Here is a 13,395-nt window from a genome sequence, read left to right as displayed (position 1 = left end):
TTTATTCAAGTGATTAACGTTTAAAAAGAAATAAGATATGAGCAGAGTAATCAAAAGAAAAATCAAAGTATTAGATAATGTTTATATTTGGACGTTAAAAAGACATTCTATTTATATTAAAAATGTATATATAAAAGTATTTAAGGAGAATTACCCAAATAGTATTTTATATATTGATCCTTACAGTTGGCATTTTGAAATTAGACCTAAAACAATTATGAATGCTATTATTTATGGTTTAGACAATGGTTGGCAACCTGAAATAAATAATTGTAGTTTATTTATCGGAATAAATGAGAATGGTTTTGTGAAATTAAAAGAGAATTCTTTTTATTTTGATGAAGGAAATCGAATTAATGAGGAATAAACTTAATTTAAAAAAGAAAAGTGTCATTAAAGCGGTATGATTTTAAATAAAATTTACAAAATGCCATAAAATATTTTAACGGTAAGTAAATATAACGAAACAAAAAGGACAATCAATATGAAAAGCAAGCTTATCACTCAATTAGAAAATGTATTGCCAAAGGATATGCGAATACCTGAAGAATTAAGATTACTTTATAAATGGATTGAGGAAAATAATTTTTATATTGATGATGAAAATGGTAAAAGAATTGGTTTCCTTTATTCTCCCCAAAGTGAACCTAAAGGGACTATTATTCGATTTACTTGTGATGAAAAAGATACTTGGTATTGGTTTGATGATAACCAAGATCTTGAATTTAAAGAGTGATTTTGTTGTTTTGCTACCAGTGCAGATGGTTCGATGTGTGGTTTATGGACATCAGATACTGATGAAATCAAGATAGTTCATATAGGCTCAGGTTCAGGATCTACATTGCTTTGTATTTTGGCAAATAATATGTTGGATTTTATTAGGTTTTTAGCAATCGGATATTCAGAGATTTGTTGGGAAGAGGAGTTTAGTATTTCACCTTATGAAGAAGACCCAAATTTAGAAAGAAATATATATTTTGAGAATTGGGTTACAAAGACGTTTAATATTGAAATACCACAAATAGCAATGGAAATCATTAAATATCCATCGACGATGGAGGATGATTACTCAAAGGATGGGTTTTTTAATTGGTGCAAGAGTAAATTTAGATTTTTAAAATAAAATTATGTATTGCAGGAATACTCAGTTAATAAGAGGTACGATAAAAATGAAAAAATACACACTCCCCATTATCTTATATATTGCATTAGGCTTAGTACTATCTAATCTCCTTGGTTTTTCTTATCAATCTATTGGTGATGAATGGTTGCCGACCTATTGGGCTAATCCTATTGTTTACAAAAAACAGGGGGCGGTATCTCTTGAAAATTATTATAGTGTTTATGGTGTAATCGTAAATGTACTTATCTGGAGTGTGATTTTATTCTTTATTGATAAAGTAGTTAAACAAATTAAATGTCCCTCAAAAGTTTATAAAATAGGGGTTATCTTCCTGTTAGTTTTTGCTTCTTTTTTTATTTTAGTAAATGGTTATTTTGTGGGTGATGGTTTTAGTACAGAACAAAATTATTGGCATTGGAATATTGACCAAGAAGCTAAAGATTGGGGTGGGGAGTATGGTGTATTTTTCAATTAAAAAGTATGAGTTAAAATATAATAAGGAAATAATATGAAAGTCGTTGTATTAACAGGTGCTGGAATTTCAGCAGAATCAGGTATTCAAACTTTTAGAGCCAGTGATGGGTTGTGGGAAAATCATCGTATAGATGATGTGGCAACCCCTGAGGGATTTTTGCGTGATCCTGAATTGGTGCAACAGTTTTATAATCAACGTCGTGAGAAGTTATTTGATCCTCAAATTCAACCTAATGCAGCCCATTTTTCACTGGCTAAATTAGAGCAGAGATTAGGTAAAGATTTTCTCTTAGTCACTCAAAATGTGGATAATTTACACGAACGAGCTGGCTCAAAAAACTTAATTCATATGCACGGTGAATTGTTAAAAGTGCGTTGTGTTAAATCAGGAAAGGTGTATCACAGGGAAAAGGCGATTACTTCTGACGATAAGTGCAGTTGTTGTAATACGCCACAAGTACCCATTCTGTTTTTAAACAAGGTTATTATGGATTAGCGAGCCAGATTGTGCCTGAGTTTGTTGATAAATTATGAACCAAAAATATAATGAAGATTAAATAATTATGAAAACACGACTTACTTGTTTAATTTGCCTATTTAACATAATATACATTATGCGAAGTTTAGGAGATTAATATTCATCAACAGGAATAAGTACAATATCATTAAGCTGTATATTATCTAAATAAGAACTTACTTTAAATGATAAAGGATGTAAATAATAAAATCCTTCAGGATAAGGCTCAGAGCCGTCAGGAACCTTTATCTTAAATTCTGAAGGGTAAGGTTTACCTAAATGAATATAAGCCTGCTGAGTCTTAATGTGCCACTCTTTGCCCGTTTTTTCACTTACCCCAGAACGCTCAACAACTTTTGAGTCAGGTAAAATTTCAACTTTTAACAAATAATTTGATAGATCTTTCATTAATTAACGCTCCTTTAAGCTGCTTTTAAATATGTGTAATTTGGTTCAATATACCAAGATGGTTTTTGATGGGTGAAATCAATTTCTACTAATTTCATAAACGGAATAATATTATTTTTTTCTTTAGATTTTAAATTTTGTAATTGTGCTTTTGTAAGACCGATCGCCATTAAATCATACAAATTACGTCTAAAAGTCTCACGAGACATAGAGCGATAAACGTTATCATAACCACGATCTAATAATCTCTCATAAAACCCATACAAACGATCTGCTTTTGAATAACTAACATTACCCTTAGGGGTGATTTTTAAATAATTTTTACGTAATAAATTAATAATTTTTTCTTCATTATAAACATTCATTTTTGTTTCTCCAATCGCATCAAATATATCTTTAAAAGCTTCTATCCATAAATCTTTTATTAAATCTTCACCATTTTTTTCATAAGCTTTTTGATAATTAATTAAATCAAACAAATTTCTTGGTATATGTTTATCATTTAAATAACGTTGTAATAATCTAGCTTCAAATCTAACACATTTCTTTGCAAATTCTTGTAATCTAATATCAGTTAAAATATTTAATGAGTTCATTAAATAAGGAGATTTACACTTCATCAATTGGTTTTGAAGCTCCCCTATTCTTCTATGTAATTCATAACCTTTTAAATAGGCTTTTAATGTTCTTCTACGGCTTCCTGTGTTCCAGCATACTGTTGTTTCATAATCACGGTTAAATCTAGTTTGTTTTGATTGACCTGAATGAATATTTTTTAAAAATGCAATTAACTGTTTTTGTAGGCTATCATTAGGAATATGAGCAGAATAAGTAACATCAATCCAATCAACTGTTGCAGAGGATATATCTAACATTTCATAAAGTTCAGGACGACCAACAGCAAGAGTATTCAACATTTCAAAAGCACAAAGTTCAATATTTGTCGAACCGAAAACATTATGACCCTGTAATAGTTTCGCTGGGCTTGCTTTTAATTCTAAAAAAGGCATTTTTGAAAGATTATCACTCCCCTGCCATATCTTTATTGCTAAAGTTGAAAAATGGCTTGGTAATTGTTCATAAGGATGGCGAAGTTCTGAAAGGTGTAAATCACCGTCAATTTCAAAAGAAACATTGCCAGCTGATAATTTTAATCCTGATTTTTTAGCAATAACTTCTAAAGACGTTTTTAAAAAAGCAGTCTCCCCATCATTAAGGATGAGCAATTCACTTTCTTTAAAACTAATAGAAATTTTCAAAAAATCAATCATTAAAATTCTTCATTTAGGAAACTTAATGTAAACAAGTATATTAGTAACATATTATAAATGCAAATTTTTGTATTAAAATAATAAAATATGAAAAAAAACTATAAAAAAACTATACTGAATAATACAAAAAAAAACATAAAAGAGAGTTATATGAAACATATCGGTGAAAATATCAAACATATTCGTAAATCAGCAGGAATAAGCCAACAAGATTTAGCAGATATGAGCGGAATATCAAAAGGGCAAATATCAAAATTAGAAAGCGGTGAACAAAATAACCCACAAATAAATACAGTAGTTTCAATAGCTGCTAATTTAGGAGTTGCAATAGAAGAAATTATCTATGGTGAAAAAACCGAAAGTTTCTCATATTTAGAAAAAGCATTAAAAGAATTACCTGAAGAAGATCAATACGCTATAAAACAGCTAATAAAAACTTGGTTAATAATGCGAAAATCTGAAAAGATAGAATTTTAGAATTGATTAAAAAAAAAGCTATTTTGTCTCAAAATGAGACAAGAGTCCACTTTTCACTTTTAAAGATAGTGGACGGAGCAAATTCAACTTAATTCTATAATTCAAACATTTTTTAAGATTATATATCGGAATTTGGTCTAATAGGGGGTGAGTATTTTCTTGTTTTCTGAAAAACATTTTTACGCACAACTAATTCATTTTTTCAAATAAATATCTAAGCTACGCTTACGCTATATCAAGGGGCAAGCCCCTTAATAATCCCCTTTATCATCAAAAATAAGTCATTTTTATACCGCTTTTGGCGTGCTGCGGCAAATCCGCTGCACGCTTAAAGCGGTATTTTTAACTATATTATTTATAAATATGGTTATATTTGGAAGGGAAAAAACATCGCATAATGCAGATTATGTATAAATTTTCGCACTATTAAAAAATGGTATAGCACTCAAATTCAACATAATCTTGATATACATTATGCGAAGTTATAGTTATAAATAAAAAAGGATGTATTTATATAATCATACATCCTTAAACTATATTTATAGCATTACTCAACAAAACCATCAAACTCTAATTTATAATTATCGCCATCTTTATTATAAGAAATATAACGAGGAAATTTCTCACCAAGATATTTTTTAACAGTAATATCTTTATGTCCTGTTTTAAATTTATAGGTAATTTGTTTATAAGCTTTCCCATCCTGTTTTACTGCTTTAACTATTTTCTTTACGGCAATATTTTTCATTAAATACATTTTTTTCCCATTTGTTATTTGAAAGTTTTTAGGTAACTTATCAAAATAACTTAATTGGTAAGCCATTGTAAATAAATCAAAAACAGGCATATTTATTTTCACCATTTCTAACTCTCTGCCTTTCTTTACTCGTCCATAAGTAATAATATTGTCATTCATTTCACTGATTGAATAGATTTTACCATTACGCAGATCTCGATAACTTGTCATATTAAAGCCATCTTTATGAGTTGTTCCCTGTGATGAAAAAATAATTTTATACAGTGGAATATTAATTTTGGCATTAATTTCATAGCTATGATCATCATTTTTAAAATGTACATACGCCGGCATTAAATAATTTGAACTATATTTTATATTAAAATCTTCTGCTGATACTGCACTACTTAATACCAAACTCCCCAGTACAACATATTTAATTTTTGTCCATAACTTCATCTATTTTTCCTCTAATTGAGTGTGTTCAAACAAACGAGCAATACTGTTATTATCACGTAATTGCTCTGCTGTTTCTACTAATGTTCGAGTTAAATGTGGTGCAAACTCCGTAATAAAATCATAAAGGTAATGCCGTAAAAACATTCCCTTTCTAAATGCTATTTGTGTCATACTTGATTGAAAAAGATGTCTAGCATCTATTCTAATCAAATCATCATCAAATTCAGTATAAGCCATTGATGCCATAATTCCTGCCCCCAGTCCTAAACGTACATAGGTTTTTATCACATCAGCATCTGTGGCACTAAAGACAACTTTAGGTAAAACTCCTGCTTGGCTAAAAGCATTATCAAGATCAGAATTTTCTGAAAAACCAAAAGTATAAGTAATTAAATCATACTTACTGAGTTCTTTGACTGTTAAAGCGGTAGGTTGGTTCACAAATTTTGCAAGTGGATGCTCTTTTTTTACAATAACTGATCTATTCCAAAGATAACAGGGTAATAAAATTGCACCTTCAAAAAGAGATTGTGCTTCAGTCACGATCACTAAATCTACCTCTCCTTCGAGCAATGCATTAGAAATCTGAGCAGGAGATCCTTGATGAAGATGAATACTAATATTGGGGTATTTCTTTTTAAATACGTCAATCACTTGTGGTAATACATAACGAGCTTGTGTGTTAGGTGCAGCAATACGAATTATCCCAATATCAGGTTGAGTTTGTTCTTCTGCAATCAACTTAATCCCCTGTGTTTTCACCAAGATTTCTCTGGCTATTTTCACAATTTTTTCACCTTCTTCGGTTAATCCTTTTAAATGTTTTCCATTACGTTCAAAAATATTCACACCAAGCTCTTGCTCAAGTTGTCGTACCTGTTTGCTAATACCAGGTTGAGAAGTATAAAGCACCTTAGCAGTATCTGAAATATTTAAATTTTGGTTCACAATTTCAACAATATACCGAAGCTGAATTAGTTTCATTTTTATGCTCTCTTATTACTTAATAATATCAATAAGTTGTCGCATATTATTGATTTCATAAGTAGCTTGAATTTGAGAATTGTTATCATCATTATGTGGATTAAACCAACAGGTATCAAACCCCGCATTATTCCCTCCTAAAATATCAGAGGCTAACGTATCGCCCACCATTAATACTTGCGATTTTTGAACATCATTCATTTTAGATAACGCATATTCAAATATTTTTCTATCAGGCTTTGCAATTCCCACTTCTTCTGAGACAACAAGTAAATCAAAAAAATGTTTAGTATTCGTATTCGTTAAGCGAGCATCTTGTATTTGCGTAAAACCATTGGTGACAATCCCCATTTTTACTTGTCCATAAAGATGATTAAGCATTTCGATAACATTTTCTAAAGGCTGACTCACTTTTGCCATCTCATTCATTAATTCTTTATTTAAGCTTAAAGGCGGTTGTCCTGTCTGCTCAGATAATTTTTGAAAGCGACGAATTTGAATATCTTCTGCTTGAATTTCTTTATTTTGATACGCCACCCATAATGGTTTATTGATTGCTTGAAATTCATCATAATCTTGCTGACTAAAATCAATATCATAATGCTTAAGCATTGCTTTTAATCCTAAATAAGAATTAAAAGAAAACAAGGTTTCATCTGCATCAAATAAAATCCATTTATATTTCATTGTTACCTCTTTGACGCCCCTCCCCTCTTAAGATCCCCTCCTCCGTTTTTACGGGGGAGGGTTAGGGTGGGGGCAATTAATATTTAAAAATTAATAGTTAAAAGTATATGGTCATTATACACTTTACAATAAAATGCAAAATTTTATTATAAAGTAACCGCTTGTTTTATGGTATTGCTAAAATTTTACTGTTACACAAATCATCACTTTCAAACTGAGTGCTATCGCCTGCTTTTGCATTGGGAATAGGAAACACTCGCACAGTGAGGGGCTTGTTTAAACGAAATGCCATTGTGCCAGTATCTCGCATTAAAGCACTAAGTTGTGGAATGGTCACATCTCCTGCAACAGGGACGGTATCTAATCCAATGCCACATACCGCACTATATGTAAGTAATGCTCGAATATCAAATTGTGCTAATTGTGAACCTTTAGCTAAACCTGTATCTTCTGTTAATGCGAGCATTAATCCAGAGAAACCAATAAGAGGCACATTTTTAACGGATTTAAACACTCGAGTAAGAAGGGCTGAGGCTTCTACTGTTCCTGCTGCACCAAAATAAGGTACGCCTAATAATTCATACACAGTTGCCATTGAGTTACAACTTTTAGACGGCGCTGCAGAACTGTCTATTCCTACAAATTTAAAACGTCCAGTAAGTTCAGTGGATGACACTGCATTTAAGACTTCATCAATATGATATTGCAATGCCTGTGACATTTTTTCATAAGCAGTATTAAAAAAATCATTATGTTCAGATTTTGATAAACTTTCTAATACTTCCACCAACAAATCAGGTGTTTCAAAACCAATCACAAAGCAATTTGGTAATTGACTAGAATGGTAACTAGCAGGAAAATAAGGGATAAATGGTTCACAGTTAAAATTAACCGTAAAATTAAAGTTGCCTTCACCTCGTTCAGTTATTTGGGCAATTTTTTTCACAGCCTGAGCTGATTGTTCTATTAAGTTGTTATCTAATACACCATTTTTATCCAATGGCACATTAACACAAGCATTGCATAAATCACCATAACTTTGGATAAGCTCAGGTAACAGGTTAATCTCTCGCTCTGTTTTTGCTTCTCCAATCGCAAATCGAATACGTAAACCACTGTCATTAAGTTGGTTTAACAGGTGTTTGAGATAACTTAAATCTGCTTTAGCAGTGTCAATGTTAGTGGTATCTAAATATTCACCAAAAGCATTAGTGACGATACGAATGGTTTGGATTTCATAACCTGCATTTTGAATACTTGGGATCAATAAATTAAATTCTTGTTTGGCTTCCTGTAAAGCCTGTTGCCATTGATTTTTATCTTGAGTTAAGGATAAAAATAACGTAATTGTCCGTACACGGCATAGTGATTTGTTTTTATAATTCATTAATTTTTATTTCCGTTATGATCCAAAAGAAACCAGTATAACATTTATACAGTAGCGGATCATTTCAAATCTTTTTTAAATGGTGAAAATTGATGGCTTTGCTCAACTAAAATCAAAATAGCTGCATCGCCACCCCATTCTCGTGGGGCTTGATGTAATGCCATTATTTTAGGGTGTTGCACTAACCAACGAGGAATTTGTCTTTTTAATGCAAAAGTGCCGTATCCTGTCATAATACTCGCACAAAACACCCCTTCTTTCTCACAGGCTAAAATAAGACTGGCCAATTCCATTTTAGCTTGTTTTCTGGTCAAACCGTGTAAATCTAAAAAAAGCTCAGGAGAAAAATCTCCACGGCGTAGTTGCTTTAACAAATAAGGATCAACATCTTCACGACGATATTTTACTTTTTCATTTTCTTCCGTTAACAAGGGTTCATATTCATCAGAAAAATAAAATAATGTATCCGCTTTCTCTTTTTGTTCTTTTAATTCAACTGCTTTTTGAGGTGTTTGTTTTTTTATTACTACTGTATCTTGTTTAATTTTTTTGATACCTTTTACGGCTTCTTTAAACAAAGATAACTCATCATCATTTAACATTTTATTTCCTTTTAAATTAACTATACCATTCTAACACAAAGCAAAATATGGTATAAATAGATTAAATTTCAAATTGGGAAAAAATTAATGTCAGAATATAAATACAATCTTGAACTTTTAGATGAAATTCAACAATCAAACGTTGCGGATGAACTACAAACTACATTAGATTTTATGCGTTGGGCATACAGTTGCTTTAATGCATCAGATCTTTATTATGGACACGGTTATGATAATGCTTGGGATGAAGCTCAACAACTTATTTTAGCAGCATTACATTTACCTTCTGATATACCAGAGAAACTATTTGATACTCGTTTAACATTAACGGAAAAATCACATATTATCAGTATGGTAAAACAGCGTTTAGGCTGGCGTAAACCTATTGCATATCTCACTCATTGTGCGTGGTTTGCTGGATTAGAATTTTATGTTGATGAACGAGTGATCGTGCCAAGATCCCCTATTGCAGAACTTATACAAAACCGTTTTGCAGGAATTCTTCATTCTGAACCTCTTCGTATTTTAGATATGTGTACAGGAAGTGGCTGCATTGCTATTGCTTGTGCAGAACAATTTCCAAATGCGGATATTGATGCCGTTGATTTATCTACAGAGGCATTAAATGTGGCAGAAATGAATATTGAATACCACAAAATGAGTGAACGTGTTATTCCTATTCAATCTGATTTGTTCGATAATGTACCTCAAGATCAATATAATCTTATTATCACCAATCCTCCTTATGTAGATAAAGAAGATTTAGAAGATATGCCAGAAGAATATCATCACGAACCAGAAATAGCATTAGGTTCTGGCGTTGATGGTTTAACATTGGTGAAACGTATCCTAGCCACGGCACCTAATTACCTAGCTGATCACGGTTCACTTGTTTGTGAAGTCGGAAATTCTATGGTTCATTTAATAGAACAATACCCAGAGGTTCCATTTAACTGGATTGAATTTGAACACGGTGGATTAGGTGTGTTTAGTTTAAATAAAGAGCAATTATTAGCTCACCAAGAAGCGTTCCAAAAATAGTTAGCACTACTATAGCGTTAAATTTTTAAAGGATATAGAATATGAATAGTACTTTACACTTACTTCAACATCGTCGCTCATCAAGAAAATTTAATGATGTTGCACCAAACCAAGCAGAACTTGACCATATTTTAAAAGCAGCCTTAAGAGCCCCTGATCACGGTCTATTAAAACCTTATCATTTTGTTGTGATTGATAAAAGTGGAATGCCTCAATTAAAACAGCATTTAATTGCAACGGTTAATGAGTTTGATATGGGAAGTAGTTGTTTAGATACAGCAGAAAGTATCACCAGTACAACACCGATGATTATTGGCGTTGTGTGTAAATATAGTGATAAGAAACCTATTCCAGAATGGGAACAAATGCTCACTGCTGGATGTGCAACTTATGCTATGCAACTTGCCGCTAATGCTCAAGGTTTTGAAACCTGCTGGATCACCAATAAATGGGTTGAAGGTTCTGCATTACGTCACGCATTTGGCTGTACCGAAAAAGATAAAATCATTGCATTAGTCAGAATAGGTAAGCCTGCTGAACAAGAGCAAATTTCGACCACTTCTCAAAGTGAAGCCATTGAATCTTTTGTGAGTTATATCAAATGATGAAAACAATTTTAATTACAGGCTGCTCTTCTGGTATCGGTTATGAAACAGCCAAACTACTCAAACAACAAGGCTGGAAAGTCTTTGCAAGTTGCCGTAAGCAAGAAGATGTTATTCGCCTACAACAAGAAGGGTTTGAGTCTTTATTACTGGATGTAAATAATTCTGAACAAATTCATAGCGCCTTTGAAAGCATTCAGACAAGCGGTCACTTAGATGCAGTTTTTTGCAATGCAGGTTACGGCTTGCCAAGTATGGTTGAAGATGTTTCACGTCAAGATTTACAAGCAATTTTTGAAACCAATGTATTTGGTGTTTGGGAAGTAATGAATGAAGCGTTAAAAATATTTCGCCAACAAAAGCAAGGTAAAATCATTATTACCAGCAGTATTTTAGGGTTTGCTGCAGTGCCTTTTCGAGGAGCATATAACAGCACGAAATTTGCCGTAGAAGGAATGGCGGATACATTACGTTTAGAATTAGCAAATACCGATATTTTTGTAAGCCTTATTGAACCCGGTCCTATACAAAGTAATTTCCGTTCAAATAGCAAAAAACAATTTGAAAAACTAGATGTTAGCGATTCAATACATCAAAAAACCTATCAAAAACATATCAAATATTTTAATACTAAAGAAAATAAAAATCCTTTTGCTTTGCCACCAAGTGCTTGTGCAGAAGTATGTTTAAAAATATTAAATACCAAGAAACCAAAAGCTCGCTATAGAGTGACTTTTCCAACAAAACTTTTTTGGATCTTAAAACGTATTTTACCTACATTTATATTTGATTTTATTTGTAGAAAATCAGCGGGTTAGAGATATTTACTTTTTCTGTTGCCCAATAATAAATGCTATTAGCTTGTTGATTAGTTAAAACCTGCTTTTGTTGGCGGGTTTGACTGGTTAAAGTTGTTGCGTATGAAATTGTACAGACAGTAAGAAAAAGCCCCCATTTCAGGAGGCATAAATAATTAAAAGTATGTCAAAAATTACTGAGTAATCACAAATAAATTAATATCACCACGCATAATATTTAGTGCAACTACTGATGGTTTTTTATCAAGAATTTTTCTTAATTCTCCCACATTTTTGACAGATTTACGGTTGATACCAATAATGATGTCACCTTTTTCTAACCCTCGCATTTCAGCCATTGATCCTTTTTCTACTTCTGAAATTTCGACACCTTTCGTACTGCCCTCACTATAGTTACTAAATTTAGCACCTTTTAATTCAGGTAATAAATCTTGTGATGCCGTTTGTGAATGTTCATCACTAGATTGTAATTTTACTTTCACAGTTTTACTTTCACTATTACGTAAATACGTAAGTTCAATCTCTTTACCTGCTCCAGAGGTTGCAATTTTGGCTCGCATTTCACTAAAGTTTGAGATTTTTTTACCGTTCATTTTTACGATAACATCCCCTGCTTTAATCCCTGCTTTTTCAGCGGCTGAATTTGGTAGTACTTCACTAACAAAGGCACCTTGTTGAGCGTCAACCCCAAATTCTTTGGCCAAATCAGCATTAAGTTCGCCCCCTTTAATACCAAGCATTCCACGTTTAACTTGACCAAATTCAATAATTTGATTTACCAAGTTGTGTGCCATATTACTTGGAATAGCGAAAGCAATACCAGCATTACCTCCACTTGGAGAAATAATGGCCGTATTGACACCAATTAGCTCACCTTTTAAGTTAATTAATGGTCCTCCAGAATTTCCTTGATTGACTGCTGCATCTGTTTGAATATAGTTTTCATAGCCTCGATCTAAATTACCCATCGAGCGACCTAACGCTGATACAATTCCAGACGTCACAGTTTGTCCTAATCCAAATGGATTACCAATTGCAATGGTGAAATCACCAACACGGGTTTTATCTGAATCTGCAAATTTAATTTCTACTAGGTTTTTAGGGTTTTCAATTTGAATTAACGCTACATCAGACATTGGATCTGCACCCACTAATTTTGCTTTAAATTTACGCCCATCTTCTAATAAAACAGTGATTTTTTCAGCTTTATCAATCACGTGATTATTGGTTAATACGTAGCCTTTTTCAGCGTTAATAATTGCACCAGAACCTAATCCTTTAAATTTGCGAGGAGCATTACTCCCTCTATGTCCAAAGAAATCATCACCAAAGAAAAATCGAAATTCATCAGGAATATTCTGCTGGAAAGATTGCTCTTTGGTTTTTCCTTCCACCTCAATACTCACTACTGCTGGTTTTACTTTCTCTAACATTGGTGCAAGGCTAACAGTTTGGGTATCATTCGAATTAGTTAAGGCATCTAAAATTGAGTTCGCATAGCTAACATTTGAAAAACTAAGAGCTGTCGTACCAATAATAATTGATGCTAACAATGATTTTCTTATTTTTTTATTCATATAAAATTCCTTATTATTTTTGTTTATATTTGAACACGTTTATTTACGGCAAAGTCGAACACTATGACTATAAGTTTTGTTAGTGGTTCAACATAATAGATTAAAGTGTCGATTATTTAGTCTTAAAATTGGGGCTTTATGATTTTTTTCAAGAAATAAGCGGTATGATATTTATCATTTTTTACATCTTTACTATTATGAACGCCCCTTCTGTTAGAGTAAAATCAAC

The 13,395-nt window shown here is 32.2% G+C and carries 16 protein-coding genes and 1 pseudogene; 9 read left to right on the top strand and 8 right to left on the bottom strand.

Features of this window, described 5'->3' with window-relative positions; all coding sequences use genetic code 11:
* The first annotated feature begins 37 nt into the window (after positions 1-37).
* The 5 genes and pseudogenes from U9966_RS07005 to U9966_RS06985 all read left to right on the top strand — a co-directional run.
* A complete protein-coding gene (locus tag U9966_RS07005; protein WP_090922632.1) occupies positions 38-367 on the top strand; it encodes a hypothetical protein in 330 nt (109 codons plus the stop codon).
* A 117-nt stretch (positions 368-484) separates the two neighbouring features.
* Positions 485-736: a hypothetical protein gene (locus U9966_RS07000; protein WP_306346971.1), complete on the top strand. Its 252-nt coding sequence runs from the start codon at positions 485-487 to the stop codon at positions 734-736.
* A gap of 33 nt (positions 737-769) precedes the next feature.
* Positions 770-1,123 carry a hypothetical protein gene (locus tag U9966_RS06995; protein WP_306346970.1) on the top strand — a complete coding sequence of 118 codons (354 nt, stop codon included), beginning with the start codon at positions 770-772 and terminating at the stop codon, positions 1,121-1,123.
* Between the two features lie 46 nt (positions 1,124-1,169).
* Positions 1,170-1,598, top strand: a complete 429-nt coding sequence (locus U9966_RS06990; RefSeq protein ID WP_306346969.1) for a hypothetical protein — start codon at positions 1,170-1,172, stop codon at positions 1,596-1,598.
* Between the two features lie 33 nt (positions 1,599-1,631).
* Positions 1,632-2,057: pseudogene (locus U9966_RS06985) on the top strand (Sir2 family NAD-dependent protein deacetylase); the annotation flags it as partial.
* 171 nt (positions 2,058-2,228) lie between these two features.
* On the opposite strand, the gene U9966_RS06980 reads toward U9966_RS06985, so the two are convergent.
* Both U9966_RS06980 and U9966_RS06975 read right to left on the bottom strand, forming a co-directional pair.
* Positions 2,229-2,522 carry a single-stranded DNA-binding protein gene (locus tag U9966_RS06980; protein ID WP_090920831.1) on the bottom strand — a complete coding sequence of 98 codons (294 nt, stop codon included), beginning with the start codon at positions 2,520-2,522 and terminating at the stop codon, positions 2,229-2,231.
* A gap of 14 nt (positions 2,523-2,536) precedes the next feature.
* The gene (locus tag U9966_RS06975) at positions 2,537-3,793 is read right to left on the bottom strand and encodes a phage/plasmid replication protein, II/X family (RefSeq protein ID WP_090920833.1); all 1,257 of its coding nucleotides are present in this window, start codon (positions 3,791-3,793) and stop codon (positions 2,537-2,539) included.
* Between the two features lie 87 nt (positions 3,794-3,880).
* Here U9966_RS06975 and U9966_RS06970 point away from each other — a divergent pair, with 87 nt between their 5' ends.
* Positions 3,881-4,270, top strand: coding sequence for a helix-turn-helix domain-containing protein (locus tag U9966_RS06970; RefSeq protein WP_306346968.1), 390 nt, complete (start codon positions 3,881-3,883; stop codon positions 4,268-4,270).
* Between the two features lie 547 nt (positions 4,271-4,817).
* Here U9966_RS06970 and U9966_RS06965 read toward each other — a convergent pair.
* The 5 genes from U9966_RS06965 to smrB form a co-directional block, all read right to left on the bottom strand.
* A complete protein-coding gene (locus U9966_RS06965; protein WP_306346967.1) occupies positions 4,818-5,465 on the bottom strand; it encodes a hypothetical protein in 648 nt (215 codons plus the stop codon).
* A complete protein-coding gene (gene cysB, locus U9966_RS06960; RefSeq protein WP_211596963.1) occupies positions 5,466-6,449 on the bottom strand; it encodes an HTH-type transcriptional regulator CysB in 984 nt (327 codons plus the stop codon).
* A 15-nt stretch (positions 6,450-6,464) separates the two neighbouring features.
* The gene (yjjG, locus tag U9966_RS06955) at positions 6,465-7,136 is read right to left on the bottom strand and encodes a pyrimidine 5'-nucleotidase (protein WP_306346966.1); all 672 of its coding nucleotides are present in this window, start codon (positions 7,134-7,136) and stop codon (positions 6,465-6,467) included.
* A 166-nt stretch (positions 7,137-7,302) separates the two neighbouring features.
* Positions 7,303-8,523: a DUF711 family protein gene (locus tag U9966_RS06950; protein WP_306346965.1), complete on the bottom strand. Its 1,221-nt coding sequence runs from the start codon at positions 8,521-8,523 to the stop codon at positions 7,303-7,305.
* Between the two features lie 59 nt (positions 8,524-8,582).
* The gene (smrB, locus tag U9966_RS06945) at positions 8,583-9,125 is read right to left on the bottom strand and encodes an endonuclease SmrB (protein ID WP_306346964.1); all 543 of its coding nucleotides are present in this window, start codon (positions 9,123-9,125) and stop codon (positions 8,583-8,585) included.
* Positions 9,126-9,212: 87 nt separating this feature from the next.
* On the opposite strand from smrB, the gene prmB reads away from it, so the two are divergent.
* Genes prmB through U9966_RS06930 form a run of 3 tightly spaced genes read left to right on the top strand, consistent with a single transcriptional unit; the run spans position 9,213 to position 11,589 of the window.
* Positions 9,213-10,166: a 50S ribosomal protein L3 N(5)-glutamine methyltransferase gene (gene prmB / locus U9966_RS06940; protein WP_306346963.1), complete on the top strand. Its 954-nt coding sequence runs from the start codon at positions 9,213-9,215 to the stop codon at positions 10,164-10,166.
* Positions 10,167-10,207: 41 nt separating this feature from the next.
* Entirely contained in the window at positions 10,208-10,771 is a 564-nt protein-coding gene (locus U9966_RS06935) for a nitroreductase family protein (RefSeq protein ID WP_306346962.1), read from the top strand.
* Positions 10,771-11,589 carry an SDR family NAD(P)-dependent oxidoreductase gene (locus U9966_RS06930; protein WP_306347060.1) on the top strand — a complete coding sequence of 273 codons (819 nt, stop codon included), beginning with the start codon at positions 10,771-10,773 and terminating at the stop codon, positions 11,587-11,589. The genes U9966_RS06935 and U9966_RS06930 overlap by 1 nt, the downstream gene beginning before the upstream one ends.
* A 173-nt stretch (positions 11,590-11,762) precedes the next feature.
* Here the strand turns inward: U9966_RS06930 and U9966_RS06925 are convergent, their stop codons facing one another.
* Complete coding sequence (locus U9966_RS06925) at positions 11,763-13,166, bottom strand: DegQ family serine endoprotease (RefSeq protein ID WP_306346961.1); 1,404 nt, start codon at positions 13,164-13,166, stop codon at positions 11,763-11,765.
* Positions 13,167-13,395 lie beyond the last annotated feature (229 nt).

Origin of the sequence: Pasteurella atlantica (genome assembly GCF_963693435.1) — a bacterium.
In the GTDB taxonomy this organism is placed as follows: Bacteria; Pseudomonadota; Gammaproteobacteria; order Enterobacterales; family Pasteurellaceae; genus Phocoenobacter; species Phocoenobacter atlanticus.
This window is presented reverse-complemented; position numbering and strand designations above follow the sequence as displayed.